The sequence below is a fragment of the Photobacterium aquae genome, assembly GCF_001029445.1.
Taxonomy (GTDB): Bacteria; Pseudomonadota; Gammaproteobacteria; order Enterobacterales; family Vibrionaceae; genus Photobacterium; species Photobacterium aquae.
Window position 1 is genome coordinate 159,495 of the sequence record NZ_LDOT01000011.1, and the last position, 26,521, is coordinate 186,015.

The 26,521-nt window shown below is 55.8% G+C and carries 26 protein-coding genes, 8 tRNA genes and 1 pseudogene; 10 read left to right on the top strand and 25 right to left on the bottom strand.

The features are described 5' to 3' along the window. Positions 1 to 4 precede the first annotated feature (4 nt). From ABT56_RS09540 to ABT56_RS09555, 4 genes are read left to right on the top strand one after another with little or no spacing between them, the layout of a single operon-like run. On the top strand, positions 5 to 2,143 hold the full coding sequence (locus tag ABT56_RS09540) for a TonB-dependent hemoglobin/transferrin/lactoferrin family receptor (protein WP_047878641.1): 2,139 nt from the start codon (positions 5 to 7) through the stop codon (positions 2,141 to 2,143). Between the two features lie 9 nt (positions 2,144 to 2,152). After that, positions 2,153 to 4,429, top strand: a complete 2,277-nt coding sequence (locus ABT56_RS09545) for a proprotein convertase P-domain-containing protein (RefSeq protein ID WP_047878642.1) — start codon at positions 2,153 to 2,155, stop codon at positions 4,427 to 4,429. Positions 4,430 to 4,445: 16 nt separating this feature from the next. Next, complete coding sequence (locus tag ABT56_RS09550) at positions 4,446 to 5,903, top strand: Lcl C-terminal domain-containing protein (protein ID WP_047878643.1); 1,458 nt, start codon at positions 4,446 to 4,448, stop codon at positions 5,901 to 5,903. Between the two features lie 11 nt (positions 5,904 to 5,914). Beyond that, positions 5,915 to 6,478, top strand: a complete 564-nt coding sequence (locus ABT56_RS09555; RefSeq protein ID WP_053062431.1) for an Lcl C-terminal domain-containing protein — start codon at positions 5,915 to 5,917, stop codon at positions 6,476 to 6,478. Positions 6,479 to 6,609: 131 nt separating this feature from the next. On the opposite strand, the gene ABT56_RS09560 is transcribed toward ABT56_RS09555, so the two are convergent. The 11 genes from ABT56_RS09560 to mutY form a co-directional block, all read right to left on the bottom strand. Continuing rightward, positions 6,610 to 6,685: transfer RNA gene (locus ABT56_RS09560), tRNA-Asn, on the bottom strand. Between the two features lie 6 nt (positions 6,686 to 6,691). Beyond that, positions 6,692 to 6,767: transfer RNA gene (locus tag ABT56_RS09565), tRNA-Phe, on the bottom strand. A gap of 60 nt (positions 6,768 to 6,827) precedes the next feature. Then, positions 6,828 to 6,903: transfer RNA gene (locus ABT56_RS09570), tRNA-Thr, on the bottom strand. Positions 6,904 to 6,950: 47 nt separating this feature from the next. Further along, a tRNA-Asn gene (locus ABT56_RS09575) sits at positions 6,951 to 7,026 on the bottom strand. 6 nt (positions 7,027 to 7,032) lie between these two features. Next, positions 7,033 to 7,108: transfer RNA gene (locus tag ABT56_RS09580), tRNA-Phe, on the bottom strand. A 60-nt stretch (positions 7,109 to 7,168) separates the two neighbouring features. Further along, positions 7,169 to 7,244, bottom strand: a tRNA-Thr gene (locus tag ABT56_RS09585). Positions 7,245 to 7,292: 48 nt separating this feature from the next. Further along, a tRNA-Asn gene (locus ABT56_RS09590) sits at positions 7,293 to 7,368 on the bottom strand. Between the two features lie 43 nt (positions 7,369 to 7,411). Further along, positions 7,412 to 7,487 (bottom strand) — tRNA-Phe (locus ABT56_RS09595). A 127-nt stretch (positions 7,488 to 7,614) separates the two neighbouring features. Beyond that, the gene (gene mltC / locus ABT56_RS09600; protein ID WP_047878644.1) at positions 7,615 to 8,751 is read right to left on the bottom strand and encodes a membrane-bound lytic murein transglycosylase MltC; all 1,137 of its coding nucleotides are present in this window, start codon (positions 8,749 to 8,751) and stop codon (positions 7,615 to 7,617) included. A gap of 113 nt (positions 8,752 to 8,864) precedes the next feature. Further along, positions 8,865 to 9,137: an oxidative damage protection protein gene (locus ABT56_RS09605; RefSeq protein WP_047878645.1), complete on the bottom strand. Its 273-nt coding sequence runs from the start codon at positions 9,135 to 9,137 to the stop codon at positions 8,865 to 8,867. Between the two features lie 121 nt (positions 9,138 to 9,258). Beyond that, positions 9,259 to 10,317: an A/G-specific adenine glycosylase gene (gene mutY / locus ABT56_RS09610; protein WP_047878646.1), complete on the bottom strand. Its 1,059-nt coding sequence runs from the start codon at positions 10,315 to 10,317 to the stop codon at positions 9,259 to 9,261. Positions 10,318 to 10,473: 156 nt separating this feature from the next. Between mutY and trmB the strand changes: the two genes are divergently transcribed. The 3 genes from trmB (at position 10,474) to ABT56_RS09625 (ending at position 12,698) form a co-directional block, all read left to right on the top strand. Continuing rightward, positions 10,474 to 11,211: a tRNA (guanosine(46)-N7)-methyltransferase TrmB gene (gene trmB / locus ABT56_RS09615; protein ID WP_047878647.1), complete on the top strand. Its 738-nt coding sequence runs from the start codon at positions 10,474 to 10,476 to the stop codon at positions 11,209 to 11,211. A gap of 105 nt (positions 11,212 to 11,316) precedes the next feature. Beyond that, positions 11,317 to 12,237: a glutaminase B gene (glsB, locus tag ABT56_RS09620; protein ID WP_047878648.1), complete on the top strand. Its 921-nt coding sequence runs from the start codon at positions 11,317 to 11,319 to the stop codon at positions 12,235 to 12,237. Between the two features lie 44 nt (positions 12,238 to 12,281). Next, positions 12,282 to 12,698 carry a hypothetical protein gene (locus tag ABT56_RS09625; protein WP_053062432.1) on the top strand — a complete coding sequence of 139 codons (417 nt, stop codon included), beginning with the start codon at positions 12,282 to 12,284 and terminating at the stop codon, positions 12,696 to 12,698. A gap of 108 nt (positions 12,699 to 12,806) precedes the next feature. On the opposite strand, the gene hemW is transcribed toward ABT56_RS09625, so the two are convergent. From hemW to ABT56_RS09660, 7 genes are all read right to left on the bottom strand, one after another. After that, on the bottom strand, positions 12,807 to 13,967 hold the full coding sequence (gene hemW / locus ABT56_RS09630; RefSeq protein WP_047878649.1) for a radical SAM family heme chaperone HemW: 1,161 nt from the start codon (positions 13,965 to 13,967) through the stop codon (positions 12,807 to 12,809). 3 nt (positions 13,968 to 13,970) lie between these two features. Next, positions 13,971 to 14,564, bottom strand: a complete 594-nt coding sequence (locus tag ABT56_RS09635; RefSeq protein WP_047878650.1) for an XTP/dITP diphosphatase — start codon at positions 14,562 to 14,564, stop codon at positions 13,971 to 13,973. A 119-nt stretch (positions 14,565 to 14,683) separates the two neighbouring features. Continuing rightward, positions 14,684 to 15,121 carry a DUF4426 domain-containing protein gene (locus ABT56_RS09640; protein ID WP_047878651.1) on the bottom strand — a complete coding sequence of 146 codons (438 nt, stop codon included), beginning with the start codon at positions 15,119 to 15,121 and terminating at the stop codon, positions 14,684 to 14,686. A gap of 125 nt (positions 15,122 to 15,246) precedes the next feature. After that, entirely contained in the window at positions 15,247 to 15,540 is a 294-nt protein-coding gene (gene yggU, locus ABT56_RS09645; RefSeq protein WP_047878652.1) for a DUF167 family protein YggU, read from the bottom strand. Further along, positions 15,537 to 16,091 carry a YggT family protein gene (locus tag ABT56_RS09650; protein WP_047878653.1) on the bottom strand — a complete coding sequence of 185 codons (555 nt, stop codon included), beginning with the start codon at positions 16,089 to 16,091 and terminating at the stop codon, positions 15,537 to 15,539. The genes yggU and ABT56_RS09650 overlap by 4 nt, the downstream gene beginning before the upstream one ends. Before the next feature lie 9 nt (positions 16,092 to 16,100). Further along, positions 16,101 to 16,919, bottom strand: coding sequence for a pyrroline-5-carboxylate reductase (gene proC / locus ABT56_RS09655; protein ID WP_047878654.1), 819 nt, complete (start codon positions 16,917 to 16,919; stop codon positions 16,101 to 16,103). Positions 16,920 to 16,976: 57 nt separating this feature from the next. After that, a complete protein-coding gene (locus tag ABT56_RS09660) occupies positions 16,977 to 17,684 on the bottom strand; it encodes a YggS family pyridoxal phosphate-dependent enzyme (protein ID WP_047878655.1) in 708 nt (235 codons plus the stop codon). A 23-nt stretch (positions 17,685 to 17,707) separates the two neighbouring features. Between ABT56_RS09660 and ABT56_RS09665 the strand changes: the two genes are divergently transcribed. Continuing rightward, on the top strand, positions 17,708 to 18,745 hold the full coding sequence (locus ABT56_RS09665) for a type IV pilus twitching motility protein PilT (protein WP_047878656.1): 1,038 nt from the start codon (positions 17,708 to 17,710) through the stop codon (positions 18,743 to 18,745). An 8-nt stretch (positions 18,746 to 18,753) separates the two neighbouring features. Then, positions 18,754 to 19,869, top strand: a complete 1,116-nt coding sequence (locus ABT56_RS09670) for a PilT/PilU family type 4a pilus ATPase (RefSeq protein WP_276203180.1) — start codon at positions 18,754 to 18,756, stop codon at positions 19,867 to 19,869. 317 nt (positions 19,870 to 20,186) lie between these two features. Here the strand turns inward: ABT56_RS09670 and ruvX are convergent, their stop codons facing one another. From ruvX to metK, 7 genes are all read right to left on the bottom strand, one after another. Then, positions 20,187 to 20,615, bottom strand: coding sequence for a Holliday junction resolvase RuvX (gene ruvX, locus ABT56_RS09675; RefSeq protein WP_047878657.1), 429 nt, complete (start codon positions 20,613 to 20,615; stop codon positions 20,187 to 20,189). Continuing rightward, complete coding sequence (locus tag ABT56_RS09680; RefSeq protein WP_047878658.1) at positions 20,612 to 21,175, bottom strand: YqgE/AlgH family protein; 564 nt, start codon at positions 21,173 to 21,175, stop codon at positions 20,612 to 20,614. Before ABT56_RS09680 ends, ruvX begins: the two co-directional genes overlap by 4 nt. A 147-nt stretch (positions 21,176 to 21,322) precedes the next feature. Next, positions 21,323 to 22,276 (bottom strand): glutathione synthase, encoded by a 954-nt coding sequence (gene gshB / locus ABT56_RS09685; RefSeq protein WP_047878659.1) that lies wholly within the window; start codon positions 22,274 to 22,276, stop codon positions 21,323 to 21,325. A 13-nt stretch (positions 22,277 to 22,289) separates the two neighbouring features. Beyond that, positions 22,290 to 23,021, bottom strand: coding sequence for a 16S rRNA (uracil(1498)-N(3))-methyltransferase (gene rsmE / locus ABT56_RS09690; RefSeq protein WP_047878660.1), 732 nt, complete (start codon positions 23,019 to 23,021; stop codon positions 22,290 to 22,292). A 104-nt stretch (positions 23,022 to 23,125) separates the two neighbouring features. After that, a complete protein-coding gene (locus ABT56_RS09695; protein WP_047878661.1) occupies positions 23,126 to 23,878 on the bottom strand; it encodes an HNH endonuclease family protein in 753 nt (250 codons plus the stop codon). A gap of 140 nt (positions 23,879 to 24,018) precedes the next feature. Continuing rightward, positions 24,019 to 24,504, bottom strand: a complete 486-nt coding sequence (locus tag ABT56_RS09700; RefSeq protein WP_047878662.1) for a SprT family zinc-dependent metalloprotease — start codon at positions 24,502 to 24,504, stop codon at positions 24,019 to 24,021. 143 nt (positions 24,505 to 24,647) lie between these two features. Further along, positions 24,648 to 25,802: a methionine adenosyltransferase gene (gene metK, locus ABT56_RS09705; protein ID WP_047878663.1), complete on the bottom strand. Its 1,155-nt coding sequence runs from the start codon at positions 25,800 to 25,802 to the stop codon at positions 24,648 to 24,650. 387 nt (positions 25,803 to 26,189) lie between these two features. Between metK and ABT56_RS09710 the strand changes: the two are divergent. Beyond that, positions 26,190 to 26,521, top strand: a pseudogene (locus tag ABT56_RS09710) (transketolase); the annotation flags it as partial.

Consider the following 26,521-nt stretch of genomic DNA (forward strand, 5'->3'; position numbering starts at 1 on the left):
TATCATGCAGCTCAAGCCGATCCCATTGGCTTTCATGTCGATATTTGCGCTTTCCCCGAGCAGCCAGGCCGCCACCGACGTGACGGAATTTGCCCCGGTTATCGTGACAGCCAACAAGGTTGAACAGCCCTTGTCCAAGACCAATGGCTCGGTGGCTGTTGTGACCAGCGAGGAGCTTGAGCGAGAGGGGGCGACAGAGCTCTACGATGCGCTGAGTAACGAGCCGGGGGTGAGCGTCTCGGGTGGTGCGGGGCGTCCGCAGAATATTACGATCCGCGGGATGTCGGGTAACAGGATTGCGGTCGTCAAAGATGGCGTTCGGGTTGCCGATGGCTACGGGGCCAACGATATCAACGATGTCGCCGGGTTCAACAGCTTTGATCTTGGTGACATCAAGCAGATTGAAGTGGTCAAGGGGGCCGGATCGTCGCTCTACGGCTCCGGAGCGATTGGCGGGGTGGTCGTGCTGACCTCGAAGTCGCCGGAGGATTATCTGGGCAACGATGACAGCTATATGGGAGTAGAGGCTGGCTACTCGGGGATCAGCGACAAATACACCACGGCCCTGACAGCCGCCAGACGGCTGGGCAATACCGATCATCTGTTGCGCCTGAGCTACTGGCAAGGCAGCGAAACCAAGAACCATGCCGAGAACCTCTACCAGCGAGAGATTGACGGATTCAATGCCGCCCTGACAAGCGAGTGGTTCGTCAATGATGCCTGGCTGCTTAAAGGCAAGGGCGAGTACTACCGCCAGAATGCGACCCGAAAGGACGGTATCGCCCCGGTGCAGGGGGACGGTGGCGGCTGGCAGAGCAAAACCTTCCTCGAGGACAACGAGACCAGTACCTTGCTGGCCAAAGTCTCGGCCGAGTGGGCAGGACGGGGGATCTTGGCGGATCAGGCTGCATTGAGTGCCTACTACCGCCATACCGAGAATAATGGCGACAAGGATATCGCGATGCACCGGAAACAGGAGGGGCTCGAGTATCAGCGCCGCCAAATGGAGAGCCGCCAGTTCACCGATACCTTGTACGGGGCGTCGGCCGAGATGCTCAAGCAGGGGGAGACAGGGGGGCTGAGCCACCACGTTGCCTGGGGGATAGAGCTGGAGTGGCTCGAGCATCAGCGCCCGATCCAGAAAACCCTGATCGACTGGAACGGCAACCGCCCGAAAACTTACGCGCCGTTCGCGGCGGCGACGACCCAGCGGGCCGGTCTGTACCTCCATGACGTGATTGATTTCGGGGCGTGGAATATTACCCCGAGCCTGCGGTTTGACTACCAGCACTTGTCGCCGAGCCACAGTGCCAGGATTGGCAGCTACGACGTCAAAGAGTCGACCAGCAGCGAGCTGTCGCCGAGCCTGTCGGTTGGCTACCAGTGGACGGATACGTTCAATACCTACCTGAGCTACAACCACGGCTTCCGGGCCCCGTCCTACGACAAGGCATACGGGTACGTGCCGCACCTGTCGAGCGGGATTGCCAATTTCATCATCAAGCCGAACGCCGATCTCGAGGCCGAAACCAGCGACAACATCGAACTGGGCAGCAAGTACGACGATGGACGACTGTCTGTCTATGCGGCCGTGTTCTATTCCGTGTTCGACAACTTCATCAGCTACAAGACCACCGGCTGGAACGATGAGCTCAAGGCGTCGGAAGTTCAGTACCTGAACCTGGACGGGGTGAAGACCTATGGTGCCGAGCTCACGGCCGGTTATTGGCTGGCCAGCAGTGTGGAAGTGGTGACCAAGCTGGGGATTGTCGACGGCGAGGACGACCAAGGTGAGCCTATCCGCAATCTGACCCCGCTTGAGGGCAATACCCAGATCAACTACCACGGCGGGGTCGATGCCTTTGTCCGGGTCAATTATGCCGCGTCGATGGATCGGGTGCCGTCGTGTACCAACAGTATCGGGATGAAAGCCGAGTGCGCAACCACACCGGGCTGGATGAGTGTCGATATGGGGGCGGGCTATGACATTACCCCTGATTTCCGGGTCAATGTGGCAATCAACAACCTGTTCGACAGCGAATATACCCGTTACCAGGATGTGGCCGGGGTCAGCAAGGGCAACGTGCTGTATTCCACCGAGCCGGGCCGTTATTTCAATATCAATGCCAAGTACAGCTTCTAAGGGGGCGTGATGAAAACAAGTTTTGTCGCGGCTGCTATCGCCGCTTGCTTACCTGCCGTTAGCTTGGCGTCACCGGTCCACTTGGAGTATCCGTTGGAGACTCAGGTGATCAAGGCGGCTGATGATGCCCTGCGTCTGGTTCAGTCGCGCTATGGCGATACCGACAGCATGGTACTTACCGGTACGGTGTCCAGCCTGCTCGGGACTCATTACCACTTTGCCCAGGCCAACAGCAAGAGGGAGCCCTGCAAGGGGGCTCTGGTGGTCTCGACCGGCAGGGACGGCCAGCTCTATCGGGTGTTCAACACCCTTGTTGCCAACCCCGGGGCGTGTGACGCCAATCTCCCGCTGGCACCGCGCCCGCATACCTTGGTTGAGCCGCCCGAGGGGGAGGCTGTGACCGCATCGCTGACGGTGTTCGACCCCGATCCCCGCACCGCGACGGGGCGGGCGTTGGAAGACGGCCAGAGCAATGTCGACAATATCGTCGTGCCGGCAGAGGCCTACCGTACCGTCGATGATATCGAGGTGACTCGGGCTGGGGGGAAACTGTATCTGGCCAATAGCCGTGTTACGGCTGTGGATATTACCCATATGTTTGGGGAGGCCGTGTCTCCACGGCAGGGGATCGTGTCGGTTGACGAGGGGATGCCGTTCGCTTTTCGCCGTGAGCAGGCGGCGTTTCGCGATGTGAATGCGTTCTACCACCTTGACCAGTCGCTGCGGTACTTGGAGACCCTAGGTTTTGTCGGGGGCAAGGCCCTGTTTACTGCGCCGCTCAAGATTGATGCCCAGGGGGAGGCCGGCAACAACTCTACCTACCTGAGCGATATCGATGTGCTCTCGATGGGGACTGGCGGGGTGCCGGATAGCGAGGATGCCGATGTGGTGCTGCACGAGTTTGCCCATGCGATCACCGAGCGCCTGACGCCGGATTGGCAGGGCGGCGACACCGAGGCGATGGGCGAAGGATTCAGTGATTACTGGGCTGGGGCATACAGCTACTGGGTGCAGCGCGACCGGGCGGTGAAGTTCGAGCCGGACCTGTTCGGTAACTGGGATGGGATCACCGGGGCATTGAAATCGCGGCGCTCGCTCAATGATGCCGATGCCCGTTATTACCCCGAGTTTGATTATCGTGCCCATGTGTCGGTGATGGGCACGCTGAGCGACGAGCTGTGGTCTACGCCGCTGTTTCAGACTCTGAAGCAAGCCGTCGAGGTTTACGGCGAGGGTGCGTTTGATGAATTCAACCGGATTGTCCTGGAGGGGCAGGCCGGGATTGGTTATGGGGCCAAGATGCACGACGTGGCCCGTTCGACCGTTGATGCTGCGGCTCGGCTCTATCCGGATAAAGACTACGCCGGTTTGCTCGAAGCGCGTTTTAAAAACCACCAAATTCTGCGTGATGATGTGATGCTGGCTCAAAGCAGCAACCTGCTCCGCAGCCCTGACGGCAAGCGCGTGGTGTTGCCAGCGGCGCTGGTCAATACCAGCGGCCGTCAGCTTGTCGGTTACCGCTCTGATCTGTCACTTCCTGCTTTGGGCTGGAGCCGCACAGTGCGCCACGAGGGAGTGGCCGATGGCCATAGCCATTCATTGGGCGAGGCTCTGACGCTGCCGGTAACCTTGCAGTGCGGTGACGAGCTGGTCCTGGCAGCAGAAACAGCCGCCAGTCATTCGTCGGCCCTGCAACCGTTCGCTAGCCGCCAGCAGGTGAACTTTATCTATGGCGAGCCGCAACTGGCGATAGCGCCACAGGTGCTAGACCAAGCGCTGGCCGATGCACGCCCGGCCCCGCTTGGCGACAAGATTGTGCTGGGAGACAACCTCTATGCATTGAAAGTGGATGATGGAGCCGGGGTAGTGGGTAATGATTTTGCCATTTACCTTTCGTTGAGCCATGAGCGCCTGTCTGATCTCAAGGTAACCGTCCGTGCGCCGTCCGGGCGCAGTATCACCCTGATGGGCAACCAAGCACTACCGCTGGCAAGCCATGAGTACCTTTATACCATTGCAAACACCCCTGCTTTGGAACAATGGGCCGGCGAGCCGCTGGCCGGCAACTGGACCCTGGATATTACCGATCGTGTCGCTGGCAATGTTGGTGAAATCCACCGCTGGGGGATCGGGCCGGTCACCGGATACCAATGCGCAGCAGCCAGCGGAGACGGTGATAAGGGTACTGTCGCTCCCGCAGCGGGGGCGTCGGGGGGCAGCCTTGGTCTGACCGGTCTGCTGGCGAGCTTATTCCTTGCTGGTGTACGCCGAAGAATTAAACGATAACGACAGAGAGAGTCTTATGAAAATAACGCAATTAGCCTTATTGCCTGTTGCCATTACGTTGGCCCTGACCGGCTGTGGTGGATCTGGTGATGATAGCGGTAGTAACAGTGGCAGTCCGGTCGCACCGACGTACGAGGTGAGTGGAAACCTGTCAGCAACCAATGCCGCGATGCCATTTACGGTATGTGCAGATATTGACCGCAATTGGTCCTGTGATAGCAATGAGCCTAGCGTCCAGTCGGAGCACCCTGCATTTGTCTTGAAAAGTGCGGATATCAAGATCAAGACCTCACCGTTGCTGGTGGTCGCATCTTTGGCACACGGGGAGAAGAGCGCAACGGCAGGACGAGTGAGACTGGCCACACCGGCTGTGGGGGAAAGCCAAGCCAGCCAGATCAACGGCATAACGACGTTGGTGATGGGCGAGATGCTGCTGGGCAGCAACCAAGAGCAGGCAGTTGCCAGCGTTGCCGCAAACCTGTCGGCATTGGAGATACCCGTACCGGCCGACTTGCTGGCACAAAGTGACGATGCCGCCTTGGCTGACATCGATCGGGAGTTGGTAACCGTATTGGCAAACATGGCCAAACGCAGTGAGTCCTATGACACCTTGGTGGCGGGGACGACAAAAGGGCTGGCGATCTATGGGCAGTCGATCCTCGACGGGACGCTGAGTGAGCGGCACTACGATGAGCTGGCGTCTTTGGGGGCGATAGCCCAGAGAGGGCACAACGATACCGGTTTGACCAAATCGCTGAATTTGGCGACGGGGCAGATGACCGAGGATGCCGATCCGGGGGCACCGGGGCAAGATGCCAGCTATGGGCTGGATGTGACCGATGGTGGCTTCAAGTTCGTCAAGTTAGATGGCAATGGTCAGCCCTTGGCTGACGACAGTACGCAATGGCAATGCGTGAAAGACGAACGCACCGGGTTGGTCTGGGAGCATAAGGCGGACGACAGAGGCTCGTATCGCGACAAGCACCGTCAGTTTGCCTTTGAGACGGCCAGCCACAAGCCGCATCCTGCCGAGCTGGCGATGGCATCGTGCCAGAGTGACGGTCTCGGCGTGTGCTCGACTCAAGAGTACGTTGACAGGTTGAATGAGGCGCGTCTTTGCGGCAAGAGCAACTGGCGTCTGCCGACATTCAATGAGCAGTTCGATTTGCTCGATTTCGGGGAAACGGCAACAGATGCCAGCGGCAATACCTATGGCTTGGATGTGGCATATTTTGATGATCTGGTCACCGGGGCGGGGGAGCTGCCTTATGGGATGTACTGGTCATCCACCCAAATGCGCTCAGATCCCGCTTACACTACAGGCAAGCAGATCCCGCTGTTGTCACAAATGACCGTGATTGAGGATAGCACCATGTTGGGCGATATCTCTGCGGGGTATTCCGTTTGTGAAGCAAGCCAGAGCGAAGAATGTTACTCACCTACCGTTATCCAGGCCCGCATGGTTGCCCAATAAGGAATTGTACAATGATGAAGAAAACCTTGATTGCGCTGGTATGCGCCATGTCTGTCGCTGGAGAGGCCAGTGCCGTAATGCAGTCTTGTTATACGGATGTGCCGGGGAGCGCGGCTGATATCCGATTCAAGGACAACCAAAACGGTACGGTGACCGACTTGCAGACGAATCTGGTCTGGCGCCGTTGTTTGGTCGGGATGGCTTGGGATTCGCAAACCCAGCGCTGTACCGGTGAGCCGACGGGCTTCAAGTGGAAGTCGGCACTGTTCCATATAGAGCACAGCGAAAAAAGCGCGGGTTATGGCGGTATGCCTGGTTGGCGGATGCCCAATATCAAAGAGCTGGTCGGCCTGAGGGAGGTTGCCTGTATATCACCGGCGGTCAATATCAAGGCATTCCCGGGACTGATTAACAAAGAAGAAGATCAATGGGATGCCAAGCGGACAGTGTGGTCATCGACGGCCAACCCCGCCACCCAGCAGATTGCGACGTTTGGCTTGAATGACGGGCTGGTGACCCATTACGGGTTCCAAGATTACGAACTGGGAGTCTTGCTGGTCAGCGACGGGAAGTAGTGCTGAACATATTGAAAGGCCGCAGTGTTAACTGCGGTTTTTTTTGCCTTGTATACATAGCGGCCGGAGGGGAGGGAGTACCGCCTGACAGGTATAAAAAAAGCCTTGTCTTTCGACAAGGCTTTTCAAAGTGGCTCCCCCTGCAAGACTTGAACTTGCGACATACGGATTAACAGTCCGCCGTTCTACCGACTGAACTAAGGGGGAATTGTATGGTGCCTCGAGGCGGAATCGAACCACCGACACGGGGATTTTCAATCCCCTGCTCTACCGACTGAGCTATCGAGGCAAAAGTCACACCGAGGTGTTAACTTCTGCAATATTGCTAACAGCAATATTTGCTAAATAATGGTGCCGACTACCGGAATCGAACTGGTGACCTACTGATTACAAGTCAGTTGCTCTACCTACTGAGCTAAGTCGGCGCCTAATTTTGTCTACCGTTCCCGCCATAGGGCAGGGCAGTAGAATGTGGCTCCCCCTGCAAGACTTGAACTTGCGACATACGGATTAACAGTCCGCCGTTCTACCGACTGAACTAAGGGGGAATTGTATGGTGCCTCGAGGCGGAATCGAACCACCGACACGGGGATTTTCAATCCCCTGCTCTACCGACTGAGCTATCGAGGCAAAAGTTACACCGTGGTGTTAACTTCTGCAATACTGCTAACAGCAATATTTGCTAAATAATGGTGCCGACTACCGGAATCGAACTGGTGACCTACTGATTACAAGTCAGTTGCTCTACCTACTGAGCTAAGTCGGCGCCTAATTTTGTTTACCGTTCCCGCCATAAGGGCAGGGCAGTAGAAAGTGGCTCCCCCTGCAAGACTTGAACTTGCGACATACGGATTAACAGTCCGCCGTTCTACCGACTGAACTAAGGGGGAATTGTACTTTGTTGCTTGTCGTCTTCGACACCAAGCTAAAATATGGTGCCTCGAGGCGGAATCGAACCACCGACACGGGGATTTTCAATCCCCTGCTCTACCGACTGAGCTATCGAGGCAACGGAGCGCTATTAAACTGGTTTTCGCTCTTTTCGTCAACCACTTTTTTGAGATTTTTTGTTTATTTTGTCCGTTAGGTTGAATTTTGCGCTGCGTGCGTCAAAAAAGCCTATTTTGTTGTCAGTGCTAAAGTTTTCCCTGTTGAAATTCTTTTTGGAAAGCGGTGACTTTTTGCAGGTAGCGGCGAGCTTCTGCCTTCGGATGCTTGTTGGTCAGTGCCCAGTAAACCTGGTTGGGCTGGAGTCGGTTGAGATCATTCATGGCTCGCTTGCGATCTGCATTGAATGTCTTGAGTACGCCGCCAGTACCGCCGTTATAGGCCGAGATCATACTGTAGTGGAGCGATGTCGGATTGCTGACGTCCTTCAGGTAGCGATTGCGCAAGAGGTAGAAGTAGGCTGTGCCGATATCAATATTTCTAGCAGGATCAAAAAGATACTCAGGGCTGGGCTTGCCCGGCTTGTTCTTGACTAGCTTGAAGACATCGGCCCCGGCGGTATTCGGCACGACCTGCATTAGGCCGTAGGCATTGGCATGGCTAACGGCGTAGGGGTTGAAGCTGCTTTCGGTTTTGATGATGGCATAGATAAGATCTTCGGCAATCCCGTAGCGGCGCGCTGCGTCACGGACGATCGAGGCGTATTTGTAGCCACGTTTGTCCGCATGGTCGGCCACCATCGGAATTTCCACGTACCAGACCTTGTGGTAGCGCTCGTTGCGTGTGTGTACCTTGGCATTGACCAGATATTCGGCAAAGCGGTTTGCGCGCCAAGACCATTCGATCGGTTTGCCTTCTTGGTCGAGGATCTGGCCGTAGAGGAAGGGTTTGCCGTCAAGCTTGATGTCAGAATCTGAATACAGGTCGACGCCCGCTGGGTCCTCGGGGGTGAGCAGGGTGGTGGCGATGGCCTGGCGCAGGTGGGCTGTCGGCTCGGTTTTTGCTACGGTTTCGACGATAACGACCCCTCGTTCGAAATCGACATGGGCCCGGCTCTGGTAGCCATCGGTATATTTTACGTATTGGCGTTTGCTGGCGACCAGGGCATCGTCATCGCCCCAGTAACGCTTGACCTGACCGCTGAATGAGTTCATCAACTGGTCAAAGGCAACGGTATCTTTGGTGAACTGGCCGGGAAGCGGGGCCAAATTGTTGGCGAAACGGTTGGTGGTGGTGTAGTCGACCTGATAGACGTGTTCTTCGACAAACTCCCGGCTACAGCCGCTCAGAATAAGGGCGGCCAACAATATCGCTTTACGTTTCATAGTCCCCAGACAAAATAATGGCATCAGTTGCGCGTGCAAATGATGCCATTATCAATAGTTTTGGCGGGCGAGGCGAGAGAAACTACCGCCAGGCGCCGAAAATGTGATCGTGTTTATTGGCTTGGCGGGGTGTAGCCGTCAATCACCACGTCCTGCCCTTCGAACAGGAAATTAACCATTTCGGTCTCCAGAAGCTTGCGGTGCTCCGGATCCATCATGTTCAGTTTTTTCTCGTTGATCAGCATGGTTTGCTTGCCCTGCCACTCAGCCCACGCCTCTTTGGAGATGTTGTCAAAGATACGCTTGCCCAGCTCACCCGGGTAGAATTGGAAATCCAGGCCTTCGGCTTCTTTTTTCAGACGGGCACAAAATACGGTACGGCTCATGCGGCGTTCCTTCATTTGGTTGGCCCCGGGCTCGATTGGCGGCGCGGGGGATCAATGGATGTTCGTTCTCTTTATACCAAAGAGAGGTTTTGGCGTATAGCATCGGGTGCCGGGAGCTGCCTTACTCCTTTTCGCCCCGCAGGGTGTCGAGGAGCTGCTGGACCGGTGCGGCGAGGCCGATTTCCGCTGGCTGGTCGAGATCGTACCATTGGCCGGATTGGCTATCGTTGATTATCGTCGGCAGGGCCGCGAGGCGGATTTTGACCGGGACGATGTCCAAGTGGTAATGGCTGAAGGTATGGCGGAAGGCAATCATCTGCTCCGTGTCGGCCACCAGTGAGTCGCGTCCGCCCAGCCGTTGGTCGATCAGCTCGTCTAGCTCAGGATGATCCTGCTGCGGGAAGCACCACAGGCCGCCCCATATCCCGGCTGGCGGTCTTTTTTCCAGCCAGATTTTGCGCCCGTGCTGGAAGATGGCAAACCAGGCTTGTTTTTCCGGCAGGGTTTTCTTGGGTTTCTTGCCGGGGAAGTCAGCTTGGCGCCCCGTAGCACGAGCTTGGCAGCGTTCGCCGACCGGGCACAGGTCGCATTTGGGCTTGCTGCGGGTGCAGATCATCGCCCCCATGTCCATCATTGCCTGATTGTAGCGTTCGACGCCTTCTGATGGAGTATTCGCTTCTGCCAACGACCAGAGTTGGTTTTCGACCGGTTTTTTGCCCGGCCAGCCCTCGACGGCGAAGCAGCGGGCAAGGGTCCGCTTGACGTTGCCGTCCAGAATGGGATGGGGTTGCTTGAGCGATAGCGACAGGACGGCACCCGCCGTCGAGCGGCCGACTCCCGGCAGTGCCATGACTTCTTCCAAGGTCGTCGGGAACTGGCCGTTGTGGTGTTCGACGATGTACTGGGCTGCCTTGTGGAGGTTGCGAGCCCGGGCGTAGTAGCCCAGCCCGGTCCAGAGATGGAGGACTTCGTCTTGTTCGGCGGCCGCCAGATCGGCGACGCTTGGGAAGCGGGCGATGAAACGTTCGAAGTAAGGGATGACGGTGGCTACTTGGGTCTGCTGGAGCATGATCTCCGACAGCCAGACCTTGTAAGGGGTCTTTTGTTGTTGCCAAGGCAGGGTTTTACGGCCAAATTTGTCATACCAAGCTAAAATGGCATCAGAGAAGGTTTGGGTCACAGTATTGAGCTCACTTTACTGACAGCTATCGCGCTGCCTTGTTTTTGACTGTGATTGCACCATAAAGTCGGGGTTGCCGCAAACGATAGACTTGCACTTGTGCTGTTTCTTTGGATAATGCCGACGCTTAGTGTCTTTTCAAGGTTAGGTAATACGATGAGCAAAGTTACAAATACCTCGGGTGATGTCACCCTGTCTGAATTCACCGAAGACGGCAAACTGGTACGTAAGGTACGCAGCTTTGTTCGCCGTGAAGGCCGTCTGACCAAGGGCCAGGAAATGGCGCTTGAGAAAAACTGGTCAACAATGGGTATAGACTTTGCTCAGGAGATGCTTGACTGGGAAGCTGTTTATGGCCGTGAAGGTCCGGTAGTGCTTGAAATCGGCTTCGGTATGGGCGCATCATTTGTCGAAATGGCAAAAAATGCCCCTGAGAAAAACTTTATCGGTATCGAAGTACACAGTCCGGGTGTGGGTGCGTGTTTGATGGCGGCGGAAGAAGCTGGCCTGACCAACCTGCGCGTAATGTGCCACGATGCGGTGGAAGTGTTCGATTACATGATCCCTGACGGCAGTCTGGATACCGTTCAGCTGTTCTTCCCTGATCCGTGGCATAAGGCCCGTCACCACAAGCGCCGCATTGTCCAGCCTGCGTTTGCTGAGATGGTTCGCAAGAAGCTGAAGATTGGCGGTGTTTTCCACATGGCAACAGACTGGGAAAACTACGCAGAGCACATGGTTGAAGTGATGAACGCCGCACCGGGTTACCGCAATACGGCAACTGACGGTGACTACATCCCGCGTCCTGACGACCGCCCGCTGACCAAGTTTGAAGCTCGTGGCCACCGTTTGGGTCATGGCGTATGGGATATGAAGTTCGCGCGCACAGAATAAGCCGAACTTGTCCCCCGGGGGCACCCGTGCCGTTGTTATGACGGCAAGCAGTATTGAAAAGAAAGCCAACCTCAGGTTGGCTTTTTTAGCCTTGGAGAAAATGTAATGAAGCCTACAGAACAGTTGCTTAATGAAATTTTGGATGAAGTAAGGCCGCTTATCGGCAAAGGCAAGGTTGCCAACTACATCCCGGCTCTGGCTGAAGTCCCGGCAGACAAGCTGGGGATAGCGGTTTGTTACAATGACGGTGAGATCATCCAGGCTGGCGACAGCGAGGAAGGCTTCTCGATCCAGTCGATCTCCAAGGTGCTGGCCCTTACGCTGGCGATGACCCTGTACCAACCGGAAGAAATCTGGCGCCGGGTCGGCAAGGAGCCGTCAGGTCATGCCTTCAACTCGATGATCCAGCTTGAGCTGGAAAACGGGATTCCGCGAAACCCCTTCATCAATGCCGGTGCATTGGTGGTTTCCGACCTGCTGCACAGCCGTCTGTCAGCCCCGCAGTACCGGATGCTTGAATTGGTTCGCGGGCTGGCCCAGAACCCGCATATCGCCTATGACAAGGTGGTTGCGTCCTCCGAGATGCAGCACAGTGATCGCAACGCCTCGATCGCCTATCTGATGCGTTCGTTCGGCAATTTTGACAACGAAGTCATGCCTGTTTTGAGCAATTATTTCAGCTATTGTGCGCTGAAAATGAGTTGTGTTGATTTGGCTCGTACATTCAGTTACTTAGCGAATAAAGGGCTTCCTTTGGGCGCAAAAAAAACCATTGTCACCCAAACTCAATGTAAGCAAATGAATGCACTGCTTGCCACATGTGGCTTGTATGACGGTGCTGGCGAATTTGCCTACCGGGTCGGTATGCCGGGCAAGTCCGGTGTGGGCGGCGGGATTGTCGCTATCGTACCGGGCGAGATGGCCATTGCCGTATGGTCGCCGGAGCTTGACCCCTCGGGGAACTCTTTGGCTGGCACTGCGGCGTTGGAATTGCTCGCCGAGCGTATCGGCCGCTCAATATTCTAAAAGGGGGCGCAGACAGGCGTCCCCGGTGTTTAGGGGAAATGCCTATGTTGTCACCTGTTCGTCGATGTGTGCTCTCTTCTTTGGGTCTGTTGTCTGTTAGTCTGCTCTTTTCCGGCTCGCTGGCGGCGGCCGAACCTCGCCAGTGCGATCCGCAGTGGCACAATACCATGAGCCTTGATGACGGTAAGCTCGAGCTGGGCCTGGGCGGTGAGACCTTCAGTGTCCGCTCCGACGGCCGGCTCTATTTCGGGGTTCACCCGGTTAAGCTCAACGAGCAGCAGATGGAGGTACTGGCGAACTACCACCAGATGATGCTCGATGACCTGCCGTACACCCTGTCCCATAACCAGCATATCGATGATGAGTTCTGCCAGCGGGTGGCCGCCCGCCAGATCAAAGAAAATGAAATCCAGTCGTTGATCCCAGCGCTTAAGCGCTGGCAGAGCGTGACGTTGGACTGACCGGATACCCCAACCAAATTGGGGGCCGTGTTTGGCTCTATTTGTTGATGGGTACAAGCATAAAAAAAGCGAACGGGTTATGCCGTTCGCTTTTTTGTTGCATGCGCGTTATTCGTCGTCTTCGACAAAGGCGGCAAGCAAGTCGTTGAGGAACAACTTGCCTCGTTCGGTGATCTGCCAGCTGTCACCGAGATCGTGCAGGTAGTCTTGTTCTATCGCCCAACTGATAGGCTGTTCGATACTTGCCAGCGGTAGGCCGGTTCGCTCGGTGTAGTCTTGCTTGGGGCAGGCTTCAAGCAGGCGAAAGCGGTTCATAAAGAACTCGAACGGGCGTTCGGCGGCGTCGACCTGAGTCTGCTGGTCAAGGTACGGCTTGGCCGGGTTGAGGTAGCCGCGCGGGTGCTTGACCTTGACTGTGCGGGTGATCGTCCCGTCGGGGTGGCTGATCTTGCCATGAGCACCGCAGCCTATGCCTAGGTAGTCGCCGAAACGCCAGTAGTTGAGGTTGTGGCGGCACTGCTTGCCCGGCTTGCTATAGCCGGAGATCTCATACTGGACGTAGCCAGCGTCGCTTAGCAGCTGGTGGCCGAGATCGAAAATGTCCCACAGCTCGTCGTCGTCCGGTAGGGTCGGCGGTTTGGAGTAGAATAGGGTGTTTGGCTCAATGGTAAGCTGGTACCACGATAGGTGCGGCGGGTTGAGGGCGATGGCCTGCTTGAGATCGGCCAGCGCTTCTTCTACCGACTGGTCGGGTAGCCCGTGCATCAAATCGATGTTGAAGCTCTCCAGTCCGGCTTCTGCTGCCAGCCCGGCGGCTCGGATCGCTTCCTCGCTGCCGTGGATACGGCCTAGGCGCTGGAGCTTTTCGTCCTGGAAACTCTGGATCCCGATCGAAATCCGGTTTACCCCCACGGCCCGGTAGGCGGTGAAGCGGCCGGCTTCGACGGTGCCAGGATTGGCCTCCATCGTGATTTCGATATCATCACTAAACGGGATTCTGGCTTGGACGGCATCAAGTAGGCGGCCGATTTCAGGCGCTGAAATCAGGCTCGGAGTACCGCCGCCAATGAAGATCGAATGCAGCGTGCGGTGGCCGTCTTGCAAGCCGTACTCGGCCAGATCGGTATCGAGATCCTCGATCAGGGCGTCAATATAGTTCTGCTCGGGAATATCCGTTTTCAGGGCGTGGGAGTTGAAGTCGCAGTATGGGCACTTCTGGACACACCAGGGAATATGGATATACAGGCTCAGCGGCGGTGGGAGCAACATGGATCAGGCGTCCTTCAGGGCTGCAAATAGTTTGGCCAGTGCCTTGCCGCGGTGCGACAGCATCTTCTTGCGAGCCGGTTCCAGCTCGGCTGATGCGCACTGGTCTTCCGGTACCCAGAATACAGGATCGTAGCCGAAGCCGTTTTCACCGTGGGCCTCGGTCAGGATGCTGCCTTCCCAGCTGCCGTGGCAGACTAGCGGCGTAGGATCGTTCTCATGGCGCATTAGTACCAGTACGCAGTGGAAGCGGGCAGTACGCTGCTCGGCGGGCACGCCTTCCATCTCCTTGAGGAGCTTGGTGAGGTTCTCTTCGTCACTGGCTTCTTCGCCAGCAAAGCGGGCTGAGTAAATGCCCGGTGCGCCCTTGAGGTAGTCCACTTCCAAGCCGGAGTCGTCGGCAATGGCTGGCAGTCCGGTTTCCTTGGCGGCATGGCGGGCCTTGATAATGGCATTTTCAATGAACGTTGTACCGGTTTCGGCAACCGATGAAACGTTGTAGTCGCTCTGGGCAACCACATCAAATCCGAACTCGGCCAGTAGGCTGGCCATCTCTTTCACTTTGCCCTGATTTCCAGTGGCCAGTACCAGTTTGCTCATCACACATTTCCTCGCAAGGGTCTAAGAGGGCGCTATCTTAGCGTACTACCCAGAAAATGAAAGGGGAGCCCCTGGAGCCCCCCTAATGTCTGTTCATGGCTGGCCGGACCTGCCGGATCTCAGTCGACGTAGAAAGTTTGACGGAAGTCGAGCTTGCCCTGTGTGGCCGTGTGCTTGACGTCGATAGAGAACTGAAAACTCTCTTCATTGGCGTGCTTTATTTCGGCCAGATAGTAGATGGCTTTGCCTTCGCGGATCTCACGGAACTCCAGCTGTTTGCGGGTGCCCAGCAGGTTGCGGGCCTCGCCGCTCAACGTCACCGGAACGGCGGGTTTGCCCGGCTGGCTGGTATCGAGCACGGTGATGTTGACGACGGCCGAATAGCCGCTGCGCTTGATTTTGTAGTTGCTGGCAATATCCGGGGTCAGGAATGTTGAGGGGAAGCTCGAGTAGTGGACTTCGAGGTTGCCAATATTCTTGTATTGCCCGGCGGTTGCAGGTGCACTGAGGCCGAAAAAGAGAATGACGGAGCCTAGCAGGGAGATCAGCGTGTTCATGTAGTTATCCTTTTCTCTTCCCTGTTCCGGTCAGGCGCAGCCTGCCAGTCGAGGGTGTTGATCCTTCAAGTATAGTCCGGGGGGAGTGCGCGGCAGGCTGCCGCGCACAGTATTGCAAGATATTGCTAGAGCAGGGTTTTGACAGCGTCAGGGATTTCACGGGGTGCTTCGATGCGCACTTGCTTGTGGCGTCCCTGTTCGCCTTTTTCGATAATCACATGACCTTTTGCGACCCTGAACTGCTTGGATAGGTATTTGGTCAGGTGGGCATTGGCCTTGCCATCCACTGGCGGGGCGGTGATAGCGATTTTGAGTTCTTCGCCATGCAGGCCAACCAGCTGGTCGCGGCTGGCCTTGGGCTGAATATAGAGGCGAAGAACCAGATCATCCCCTTGCCGGGAGACGGCATTGTCACTCATAGCTGGAACCAAATCTGGCCGACAATATCGCCGATCAGGAAGTTGGCAAACTGGAGGCCAAGGAACAGTACCAGTACGCTGAGATCCAAGCCGCCCATCGCAGGGATCACGCGGCGGATAGGTGCCGTCATTGGCTCGGTCAGCTGGTACATCACGTATTCAACTGGACTGCGGCCCTGGCTGACCCAGCTCAGGATTGCACGGATAAGCAGTACCCAGAACACTAGGCCACCTGCAGCCTTGAGCAGGGCGAGTGCACCGTACCAGAGATATGTAGGGTTGAACACTATTCCGCCGCCAAGAACCAGTAGCAATGTCAGGATTTTGCCTACGCATAGGAGGTAGGCAAATAGCAAGGTGGCCAGGTCTAGTGAGCCGACAGACGGAATGATACGGCGTAGCGGGCCGACAACCGGCTGGGTGGCTTTGACCACGAATTGGGAGAACGGGTTGTAGAAGTCCGCTTTTGCCCACTGGAGCCAGATCCGTAGCAGGACGACCATGATGTATAGGTCGAACAGGGTGTTAACTAGAAAACCAAGTGAATTCATATACTAACCTTAAAATAGTTTTTCCATCTCTCGGGCGCGGGAAACCGCAGCTTGCATGGCTGATGCTACGGTATCACTAAGTTGGTGTTCGTTGAAAGTGCGGATTGCCTCTGCGGTAGTGCCGCCCTTGGAGGTGACCTGCTCGCGCAGGGTCGCCAGATCCAGCTCCGGGTTGGCAACCACCATTTCGGCAGCACCTAGAGCTGATTGCTGGACCAGTTGGCGGGCCTGCTCGGCACTGAACCCCTGGGCAATGGCCTCGGCCTGCATGGCCTCCATGAACAGGAAGAAATAGGCCGGAGCACTGCCTGCTGCGGCTATAATTCCGTTGATCTGCGATTCTTCCCCGACCCAGCAAATTTTGCCGACAGCCTGCATCAGATCCGCGGCGAACTGGCGATCGTTGGGATTGACCCCTTCAGTGGCGTAAAGGCCGCTCATCCCCTTGCCGATCAATGATGGGGTATTTGGCATGACCCGAACCAGATTGAGTTGGGTAGCTAGCATTTGGTTAAGGCGCTCGGCACTGATGCCCGCAGCGATGGAGATCACCAGCTTGCCTGAAAAATCGAGGATCTGGAGCGGGCGGCAGACCTCCTCCATCAGTTGCGGTTTGACGGCGAGGACAACCACATCGGCATCGGAGGCCGCTTGCAGGTTGTCGTCGGTGGTGTGGACGCCATAGTCGCGGGCCAGCGGCTCGCGGCGGGTCTCGCTCGGTGCGGTGGCCGTGATTTTATCTGGCGCGTAGCCGCTGGCTACCAGCCCGGCGATGATCGAGCGGGCCATGTTGCCCGCCCCGATGAAGGCAATTGTACGTTGTTCCATGTTGTGTCCTCGTAAGGCGGCGGGAAGGGATGCTTTCCTTGCCGATAGCTGTGTGGATTAGGTATTGCTGTAGTCTCGGGCCCCGAAGATGGCGGTGCCGATACGAACCATTGTGCTGCCAGCTGCGACGGCGGCATCCATATCACCGCTCATGCCCATTGACAGGGTATCTAGTTGCGGGTGCTTGGCTTTGAGTTTGTCCATTGCCTCGGCAAGGCTCGAGAAGGCGGCCAGCTGGCTGTCGTAGTCATCGGCCTTTTCAGGGATCGACATCAGACCGCGAAGGACGAGGTTGGGCAGTGCCGCGACTTCATCGGCCAGTGCTGCGACTTCGTCAAAGGCCAGTCCCGACTTGCTCTCCTCGCCGCTGGTGTTGATCTGTAACAGTACGTTGAGCGGTGGCATATCGGCAGGACGCTGTTCGCTGAGGCGGCGGGCGATTTTGACCCTGTCGACCGAATGTACCCAGTCGAAATGTTCAGCGACCGGCCGGGTTTTGTTGGACTGGAGCGGACCGATAAAATGCCAGCTGAGTGGCTGGTCGAAGGAAAGGTCGGCGAAATAGCGGACTTTATCGACACCTTCCTGGACGTAATTTTCGCCAAATGCGTACTGGCCTGCCTTGATGGCTGCCTCGATAGCCGCGATAGGTTTGGTCTTGCTTACCGCGAGAAGTTGCACGGAATCGGCATCTCTGCCGCATTTTTCTGCCGCAAGGCTGATCTGGGAGATGACCTGCTCAATATTTTGCTTGATACTGTTCATAATTGATTCTGTGGGGAAATTGTATGGATATCACCGAACTACTGGACTTTAGTGTAAAGCATAATGCCTCTGATCTGCATCTTTCTGCGGGCGTACCGCCGATGATCAGGGTTGATGGCGATGTCCGTAAGCTCAGCCTGCCTGCGATGGAGCATGGTGAGGTACACCGTCTGGTCTTCGATATTATGAACGATGCCCAGCGCCGTGACTTTGAGGAAAACCTCGAAGTCGACTTTTCTTTCGAATTGCCAGATGTTGGCCGCTTCCGTGTCAATGCCTTCCATCAGTCACGCGGTTGTTCTGCCGTATTCCGAACAATCCCGGTGAAGATCCCAACGCTTGAGTCGTTGGGCGTGCCAGAGATTTTCTATCAAATCGCCCAGTGCCAGCGCGGCTTGGTGTTGGTGACAGGTGCAACGGGCTCCGGTAAATCAACCACCATCGCAGCTATGGTTGATTACATTAACGAAAATTACAACCGCCATATTCTGACTATTGAAGATCCGGTGGAATTTGTCCACGAGGGTAAGCGTTGCCTGATCAACCAGCGTGAGGTCCATCGCGATACTCATAGCTTCAATAACGCGTTGCGCTCGGCCTTGCGTGAAGACCCGGATGTTATCTTGGTGGGTGAGCTGCGTGATCAGGAAACCATCAGTTTGGCCCTGACGGCCGCCGAAACCGGCCACCTTGTTCTGGCGACACTGCACACCAGCTCGGCGGCAAAGACCATCGACCGTGTGATCGACGTTTTTCCGGGCAACGACAAGGCTATGGTACGTTCGATGCTGTCTGAATCCTTGCGCGCCGTGATTTCACAGAGCCTACTAAAATGCACCAGCGGCGGCCGTATCGCCTCGCATGAGGTGATGATGGCGACCCCGGCGATCCGTAACTTGATCCGCGAGGACAAGGTTGCCCAGATGTACTCGATGATTCAGACCGGTTCGGCGATGGGGATGCAGACAATGGAGCAGAGCGTGAAGATGCTGGTGGCACAGGGCTTGGTGGAAGCCGAGGAAGGCCGCCGCGTGGTTGATAATAGTTTGTCGAAATTCTAAGAGGGGAGATGGCGGCAATGATCTTACAGGATGTCCTGAAGGAAATGGTACGCAACAAGGCGTCGGATGTTTACATTACCGTGGACTCACCGAGCCTGTTGCGGATTGACGGTAACCTCCACCCTTATGGGGATTGTCTCGATCGGGCGGCGGTGGATGCCATGCTCGATGATGCAATGGATGACAAGCTGCGCCATGAGTTCGAGGAAACCCGGGAGGCCAATTTTGCTTTGGTTCGCGGCGAGCACCGCTTCCGGGTTAGCGCCTTCTGGCAGCGCGAGCTGCCGGGGATGGTTCTGCGTAGGATTGAAACCAATATCCCAGATATTTTCTCGCTTAACCTGCCGATGGATATGCAAAAAATGGCCTTGGCCAAGCGTGGTCTGGTGTTGGTTGTGGGGGCGACGGGATCCGGTAAGTCCACCTCGCTGGCGGCGATGACCGGCTATCGCAACAGCAACCGCAGCGGGCACATCCTGACGGTTGAGGATCCGATTGAATTTGTCCATAAGCATGATAAGTGCATCGTCACCCAGCGCGAGGTCGGGCTCGATACCGAAAGCTACGAGGTGGCATTGAAGAACTCGTTGCGCCAGGCGCCGGATATGATCTTGATCGGCGAGATCCGTACCCGGGAAACCATGGAATACGCGATGAACTTTGCCGAAACTGGCCACCTGTGTATGGCGACACTGCACGCCAACAATGCCAACCAGGCGTTGGAGCGCATCATGCACTTGGTACCCAAGGAGCGCCGTGAGCAGTTCCTGTTTGATTTGTCATTGAATCTCAAGTGTATCCTTGCCCAGCAATTGATCCCCGATGCCCGGGGCATGGGGCGGCACGGTGCATTTGAATTGCTGATTAACACCCCGCGGGTAGGGGATTTGATCCGCCGCGGCGAGTTGCACGAAATCAAAGAGACGATGGCCCGATCGACTCAGTCGGGGATGATGACGTTCGATCAGTCGCTGTTTGAGCTTTACCGGCAGGAAAAAATTACCGAGCAGGATGCCCTGCACCATGCCGATTCGGCTAACGATTTACGCCTGATGATTAAGATGGGCAACAAGAACAATTACGCCACCAGCACCCTCGATGGGGTGACTATCGATATGGGCTGATCCGAAAGGGTTGGAATAGGCAGAAAGCTTTGGGCTTGTTATGAGCCCAAGGCTTTTTTTATGTCTGGCACAGGTAAGTCTCTCGTTTTTCTCGGTAAACCGGAAAATAGGATCTCGGTGTGCAGGAATTTGAGCTTTTGGGTTTATATAGTCCAAAAGCTGTACAGGCTGATCACCCCTTGTTCGGCAAGGATCCTTGACGAGTCTATGTGGCGAGCTTGGGATACGGTCGGCTTTAGGCTGTTTTTTGAACGATGAGCTGTACAAATGTCATCATGATAGGGGATATGCACCCCAGAGAGGGGTGCAGGGAAAGGTTAGCTGTATTGGTTCTCGAACCAGCTTTCCAAAATGACAACCGCAGACTGGGAGTCGATATTGCCTTTGCTGAGGTTGCGGTATCCGCCACGCTCGAACAGTTCGGTCCGCGCTTCGGCTGTGCTGAGGCGTTCGTCATGAAGCTCTACCGTGCAGCCGAAACGGCCGTGAAGGCGGTTGGCAAACTTGCGAGCCCTTGGCGTAATGGCTTCCAGTTCGCCGCCTTGTAGGTCGAGCGGCAGGCCGACAACCACAAGGTCGGGCTGCCACTCTTTGAGGATTTTCTCAATGTCATCCCAGTTCGGGATCCCGTCGCGGGCTTTCAGGGCCGGAAGCGGGCGGGCAGTGCCTGTGAGTTCCTGGCCTATCGCCACCCCGATGCTCTTGGTGCCGTAGTCAAAACCTAAAACGCTGCGTGAATGGCTCATGCGTGTCCTTTTTCATTGGAAAGATGGGTTGAGTTGATGCCGAGTTGGGCGATGGCCTTGTGCCAGCGCTCGCTGATCGGTGTGTTGAAGACCACGTCCGGGTTGGCCTCGGTGGTTAGCCAGGTATTCTCGGCCAGCTCCTGTTCGAGCTGTCCCGCATCCCAGCCAGCGTAGCCGAGGGCGACAAGGAAATTGTCCGGCGCGGCGTGGGTGCCAAGCAGGGACAGGATATCCTTGGAGGTGGTGATCGAGACATCGTCGGTGATATTGATGCTCGAAAGCAGGTTGCCGATCCGGTTGTGAAGGACAAACCCACGGTCTGCCGAGACTGGCCCGCCGTTGAAAACCGGCTGTTCGAGGCTGGTTGGATCCTGAATAGGCAGCTCCCGCTCGATCTCGATTTGTTCCAGCATACTGCCGACGGAGATTTCGATCGGCAGGTTGATCACTATCCCCATTGCGCCTTCGTCATTGTGTTCGCAGATGTAGACCACGCCTCCCTTGAAGTTCGGGTCTTGCATCTGGGGCATGGCAATCAAGAAATGATTGGTTAAGTTCATGAGCTGTACCTACTACCAGAACATGTTTATCTACAGTATGCCGAGTAATTGCCCCAATTACTATGTGGGGGGATTAATCGGCTGCGCATTGGCTTTGGTGCAAATAAAAACGCAGCCCGGAGGCTGCGTTTCCAGCGGGATCAGCCGTTAGGCTGTTTTGCCCAGACGGCGCTCGATGGCATCCATCAGCTTGCCGGTGATCGAGATATCGAAGGCGGCTTCAATTTCTCGGATACAGGTCGGGCTGGTCACGTTGATTTCGGTCAGCTTGTCGCCGATAACGTCAAGGCCAACGAAGATCAGGCCCTTCTCTTTCAGGGTCGGTGCAACCGCCGCGGCAATCTGCATATCGGTCTCGCTCAGCGGACGTGCTTCGCCAGTACCGCCTGCGGCCAGGTTGCCACGGGTTTCGCCCTTGGCCGGGATGCGCGCCAGGCAGTACGGCATTGGCTCGCCATCCACAACGAGGATGCGTTTGTCACCGTTGCTGATATCCGGGACGAATGTCTGGGCCATGCAGTAGTTCTGGCCGTGATTGGTCAGGGTCTCGATGATCACCGATACGTTAGGATCGTTTTCCTTGACGCGGAAGATAGAAGCGCCACCCATGCCGTCAAGCGGTTTGAGGATCACGTCACCGTGGGTTTCGCGGAATGCTTTGATCTTCTCGGCCTTGCGGGTCACGATGGTGGTCGGGGTCAGCTCCGGGAACCATGCGGTGAACAGCTTTTCGTTACAGTCACGCAGGCTCTGCGGCTTGTTGACGATCAGTGTGCCTTGTTCTTCGGCGCGCTCTAGGATGTAGGTAGCGTAGATGTATTCGGTATCGAACGGCGGATCCTTGCGCATCAGCACCGCATCCAGTTCGGAGAGGGCGATGGTCTGCTCTGATTTAAACTCGTACCAGCCTGCCGGATCCTGCTTGAGCTCGACAACCTTGGTGTCGGCGATGGCCACGCCCTGATCCAAATGGAGGTCGTTCATCTCCATGTAGTGGATTTCGTAGCCGCGGCGCTGGGCTTCCAGCATCATGGCAAAGCTTGAGTCTTTCTTGATGTTGATGGATGAAATGGGATCCATCACGATACCCAGTTTAATCATTGCTTCTCTCCAGTTAGCCAAGATCGCCGAAACGAACTTGTAGGGCGGTAATGGCGGTCAGTGCGGCGGTTTCCGTCCGCAGGACGCGCGGTCCCAGCAGTGTTTCCTCAAAATGGTAATCGCGGGTCTTCGCGATTTCTTCGGCGGACAGGCCGCCTTCAGGGCCGATCAGCAGGCGGACATTTTCCACCGGCGTCGGCAGGGTGTTGATTGAGTATTTGGCACGCGGGTGAAGGTTCAGCTTGAGGCCGTCGTATTCTTCGGCGCACCACTCTTCGAGCTGCATAATCGGGCGGATTTCAGGCACGGTATTGCGGCCGCACTGCTCACAGGCGCTGATGGCAATTTTCTGCCACTGGGCGAGTTTCTTCTCGAAACGCTTCTGATCCAGCTTGACGCCACAGCGTTCTGAAATCAGCGGGGTAATGGTATTCACGCCCAGTTCGACAGATTTCTGGATAGTGAACTCCATTTTATCGCCACGCGAAATGACCTGGCCGAGATGAAGATTGAGCGGTGATTCGCTGCTGCGATCGATGCGCTTTTGGATCTCGACCTGGACATTCTTCTTGCTGACTTCGCTGATCACGGCTGGGAATTCGGCACCGCTGCCGTCAAACAGTTCAACTTCCTGGCCTGGCTGCATCCGCAGTACGCGACCAATGTGACCGGCTGCATCTTCGCTGAGCATGACGAAACCCGAAGACGGTAGTGTCTCTGGGTGGTAAATACGTGGGATTCTCATGGCTATCTTGTAACCTGTTGGGTTTATTCTGGCAGTATTATATACCCAAGTGTGTCCAAGATGCTTGTTTCTGGGGCAGCCCGCATGTGGGCTGCCCCATGAGATTATTTCGAGGTGTTTTTGCAGCGTTCAAGTAGGGCCTGATACTGCTTGGTTTCACGAGGGGTTAGCGTCAGGTTGTAGGCTTTTACGATCCCCATGAAGCGGGGAATATACTGGCACTGATTTTTGGGCGGCAGCCATTCGTCTAGCCCTTTGGCTCCTTTCTGGCGGTTGAGGGAGGCCTCAACGCTCACGAGGTTTTTGGGATCGTTAGCAAAGGTTTTACGTTTATCTAAGGTCCAATGATTGGCACCGTGCTCCCAGGCCCATTTCAGAGGGACTACATGGTCGATATCAATGTCGGATGCTCGGTAAATCACTTTACCGGAATAAGCGCTGTTCCACCGGCCGGAGACTACTTGGCATTGTTTGGCATCTTTGAAGTGCACCTGGCCGACCGACTGGGCAATCAGGGTTTCCATGCGGGCGTTCTGGCAATCTTTGTCGAAATCCTGCCAGCCGTGGCCAAAGTGGTGGCGTTGGTATGAGCCGGAATCTGCCGCCGAACTGGTTGCCGGTGCTTTGGCTCCCTTGGGCAAACGGCCGCCACTCTCTAAGCATGCGCTAAGGCTATTGTAGGGCGTAAAATTCTTGGTGCGCTGGTACGATGCGCTATTGCTGTCATGGCAGATCCCGCTCGTGGATTTTTTTACGGTCGTATCTGCGGCATGGGAAGAAGAGGCAAACGGCAGTAGCAGAGAGATAGCCAGTCCATAGCAGGCGTGGCGAGATAGGGGGGAGGTGATGTATCGCATGGCAGTCCTAAGTCAGGGAGTAATACTGACAAGACTATCACCGAAAAGGCTTTTTAGATTGATATCACATTGTGTTTTTGATTATTTACATCCTTAAAAGGCATTTTTTTGACCCGAAAGCGGATGGCAAGGGCATGCGATTATACGTTGGCCCAGATCAGGGGGTGGCCGCATTGGCGGCAGCGATAACTGGTTTGGCCGCGTTGAATTTTGTTGTGGCGGCGGATAGTGAGGGGGTAGTCGCTGCACTGGCAGCGATAGAGGAAGGTCTCCCCCTGCACTGAGCTGACATCGAAGCTGTGGGTGGCCCTGGGCTCGAGGCCGTAGATTGCGCTCATGATCTGTTGCCATTCCCGGCCGTGGGGACGAACCTTGCCATAGAGGCGGAAGGTGACGAGGTGGGCGACCTCGTGCGGCACGACTTCCTCAAGGAAGGCCTGCGGGTTTTCGGCGAGCAGTACCGGGTTGAAGCGCAGTTCCCAGCGTTGCAGGCGGGCGCTGCCGGCGCTTTTCCCGCGCTGGTTGAACAGCACGGACGGTAGCGGCATGCGCTTGTTGAGATGCTGGTTGGCCTGCCGGATGCAGGCGGCAACGCGTTCTGTCACTTGTGATTGTAGAGGGGTCATGGCCGGTACCTGATAGTTGGATACGGTCGCCGAGTATAGGGAATTGGTGGCGCGGGTGGAAGCCGTGTTTGGCTGCTGGCTTGGGCTAAGCCAGAAACCAAAAAAGGAAGCCGAGGCTTCCTTTTTGTTTGGTCGAACTGCGATTACTTCAGGTTAGCGAAGTCGCGCAGTAGATCGGCTTTGTCGGTCGCTTCCCAAGGGAACTCTTCGCGGCCGAAGTGGCCGTATGCCGCAGTCTTCTTGTACATTGGCTTCAGCAGGTCAAGCATTTCGATCAGGCCGTATGGGCGTAGGTCGAAGTGCTGGCGTACCGCTTCCACGATGATTTCGTGAGACACTTTCTCGGTGCCGAAGGTTTCGATCATGATAGATGTTGGATCTGCCACGCCGATCGCATAGGACAGCTGGATTTCACAACGGTCAGCCATGCCTGCAGCGACGATGTTCTTCGCTACGTAACGCGCTGCGTAAGCGGCAGAACGGTCAACTTTCGATGGATCTTTACCAGAGAATGCACCACCACCGTGACGTGCTGCGCCGCCGTAGGTATCAACGATGATCTTACGACCAGTCAGGCCGCAGTCGCCCATTGGGCCACCGATAACGAAACGGCCGGTTGGGTTGATGAAGTACTTGGTGTCTTTGTTCAGCCACTCAGAAGGCAGTACCGGCTTGATGATTTCTTCCATTACCGCTTCTTGCAGCACAGGCAGCTCGATGCTTTCGCAGTGCTGGGTAGACAGAACAACCGCATCGATACCTACGATTTTACCCTGATCGTACTGGAATGTTACCTGAGATTTTGCATCTGGACGCAACCAAGGCAGCGCGCCGTTCTTGCGTACTTTAGCCTGACGCTCAACCAAACGGTGTGCGTAAGTGATCGGTGCTGGCATTAGTACGTCGGTTTCGTTGGTTGCGTAGCCAAACATGATGCCCTGGTCACCGGCACCCAGCTCGCGTGGGTCTTCACGGTCAACACCTTGGTTGATATCTGGAGACTGCTTACCGATTGCGCTTAGTACGGCACAAGAGTTGGCATCAAAGCCCATCTGTGAGTTCACGTAGCCGATTTCACGTACGGTTTCACGGGTGATCTCTTCGATGTCTACCCATGCTGATGTTGTGATTTCGCCACCAACCATCACCATACCGGTTTTTACGTAAGTCTCACACGCCACACGTGCCTTAGGATCTTGTTCTAAGATCGCATCCAATACTGCATCTGAAATTTGGTCTGCAATTTTATCTGGATGGCCTTCTGATACTGACTCAGAAGTAAACAGGTGCTTCGACATGAGCGCTCCCATAAAGTTGAATAAAGTGATAGTACGGTGCTCTATATCAGCCAATCGGCAAGGATGCATAAACGGATATACGTTTGTATGTATAGAGCTACCTCCGTCTAGACGTCTATAATACCTGTTGATATGAGAAAATCAACAATAGGAAGTGTAGGTGTATTGGGTATGAAATAGCGCAAACGATTCCCTGTAACGCTTTTATTACAGCTATTTGGTTGTGTTTAAGCCAGAATGGCATTGATCTGGCAGTTATTTTTCGCTGGAAATCGTTTGCAGAGTAGGGGGCTCTTTGCGACAATACCTGCCCGCCGAACATCGGCTGTACTGGGCATGTGAAGCCCAGACCGCCTCAATAACACTCTACGAATTTCTGGAGCAGACATGTCTTCTCGTAAAGAACTTGCGAATGCAATCCGTGCCCTGAGCATGGACGGTGTACAACAAGCAAACTCTGGCCACCCAGGCGCCCCTATGGGTATGGCTGATATTGCCGAAGTCCTATGGCGCGGCCACATGAACCACAACCCGCAGAACCCTGCGTGGGCAGACCGCGACCGCTTCGTGCTGTCGAACGGCCACGGTTCAATGCTGATTTACTCTCTGCTTCACCTGACTGGCTACGATCTGTCTATCGATGATCTGAAGAACTTCCGCCAGCTGCATTCCAAAACGCCTGGCCACCCAGAATACGGTTACGCACCGGGTGTTGAGAC

Excerpts from the sequence above, each read along its gene's own strand:
- ABT56_RS09545 (WP_047878642.1), top strand. The coding sequence starts at position 2,153 with ATGAAAACAAGTTTTGTCGCGGCTGCTATCGCCGCTTGCTTACCTGCC.
- ABT56_RS09660 (WP_047878655.1), bottom strand. The coding sequence starts at position 17,684 with ATGAACAGTATCAAGCAAAATATTGAGCAGGTCATCTCCCAGATCAGC.
- ABT56_RS09550 (WP_047878643.1), top strand. The coding sequence starts at position 4,446 with ATGAAAATAACGCAATTAGCCTTATTGCCTGTTGCCATTACGTTGGCC.
- gshB (WP_047878659.1), bottom strand. The coding sequence starts at position 22,276 with ATGATTAAACTGGGTATCGTGATGGATCCCATTTCATCCATCAACATC.
- trmB (WP_047878647.1), top strand. The coding sequence starts at position 10,474 with ATGAGCAAAGTTACAAATACCTCGGGTGATGTCACCCTGTCTGAATTC.
- ABT56_RS09695 (WP_047878661.1), bottom strand. The coding sequence starts at position 23,878 with ATGCGATACATCACCTCCCCCCTATCTCGCCACGCCTGCTATGGACTG.
- ABT56_RS09540 (WP_047878641.1), top strand. The coding sequence starts at position 5 with ATGCAGCTCAAGCCGATCCCATTGGCTTTCATGTCGATATTTGCGCTT.
- glsB (WP_047878648.1), top strand. The coding sequence starts at position 11,317 with ATGAAGCCTACAGAACAGTTGCTTAATGAAATTTTGGATGAAGTAAGG.
- ABT56_RS09650 (WP_047878653.1), bottom strand. The coding sequence starts at position 16,091 with ATGAATTCACTTGGTTTTCTAGTTAACACCCTGTTCGACCTATACATC.
- ruvX (WP_047878657.1), bottom strand. The coding sequence starts at position 20,615 with ATGAGCCATTCACGCAGCGTTTTAGGTTTTGACTACGGCACCAAGAGC.
- hemW (WP_047878649.1), bottom strand. The coding sequence starts at position 13,967 with ATGTTGCTCCCACCGCCGCTGAGCCTGTATATCCATATTCCCTGGTGT.
- ABT56_RS09680 (WP_047878658.1), bottom strand. The coding sequence starts at position 21,175 with ATGAACTTAACCAATCATTTCTTGATTGCCATGCCCCAGATGCAAGAC.
- yggU (WP_047878652.1), bottom strand. The coding sequence starts at position 15,540 with ATGAGTGACAATGCCGTCTCCCGGCAAGGGGATGATCTGGTTCTTCGC.
- ABT56_RS09555 (WP_053062431.1), top strand. The coding sequence starts at position 5,915 with ATGATGAAGAAAACCTTGATTGCGCTGGTATGCGCCATGTCTGTCGCT.
- ABT56_RS09640 (WP_047878651.1), bottom strand. The coding sequence starts at position 15,121 with ATGAACACGCTGATCTCCCTGCTAGGCTCCGTCATTCTCTTTTTCGGC.
- proC (WP_047878654.1), bottom strand. The coding sequence starts at position 16,919 with ATGGAACAACGTACAATTGCCTTCATCGGGGCGGGCAACATGGCCCGC.
- mltC (WP_047878644.1), bottom strand. The coding sequence starts at position 8,751 with ATGAAACGTAAAGCGATATTGTTGGCCGCCCTTATTCTGAGCGGCTGT.
- ABT56_RS09665 (WP_047878656.1), top strand. The coding sequence starts at position 17,708 with ATGGATATCACCGAACTACTGGACTTTAGTGTAAAGCATAATGCCTCT.
- metK (WP_047878663.1), bottom strand. The coding sequence starts at position 25,802 with ATGTCGAAGCACCTGTTTACTTCTGAGTCAGTATCAGAAGGCCATCCA.
- ABT56_RS09605 (WP_047878645.1), bottom strand. The coding sequence starts at position 9,137 with ATGAGCCGTACCGTATTTTGTGCCCGTCTGAAAAAAGAAGCCGAAGGC.
- ABT56_RS09625 (WP_053062432.1), top strand. The coding sequence starts at position 12,282 with ATGTTGTCACCTGTTCGTCGATGTGTGCTCTCTTCTTTGGGTCTGTTG.
- ABT56_RS09635 (WP_047878650.1), bottom strand. The coding sequence starts at position 14,564 with ATGAGCAAACTGGTACTGGCCACTGGAAATCAGGGCAAAGTGAAAGAG.
- ABT56_RS09700 (WP_047878662.1), bottom strand. The coding sequence starts at position 24,504 with ATGACCCCTCTACAATCACAAGTGACAGAACGCGTTGCCGCCTGCATC.
- rsmE (WP_047878660.1), bottom strand. The coding sequence starts at position 23,021 with ATGAGAATCCCACGTATTTACCACCCAGAGACACTACCGTCTTCGGGT.
- ABT56_RS09670 (WP_276203180.1), top strand. The coding sequence starts at position 18,754 with ATGGCGGCAATGATCTTACAGGATGTCCTGAAGGAAATGGTACGCAAC.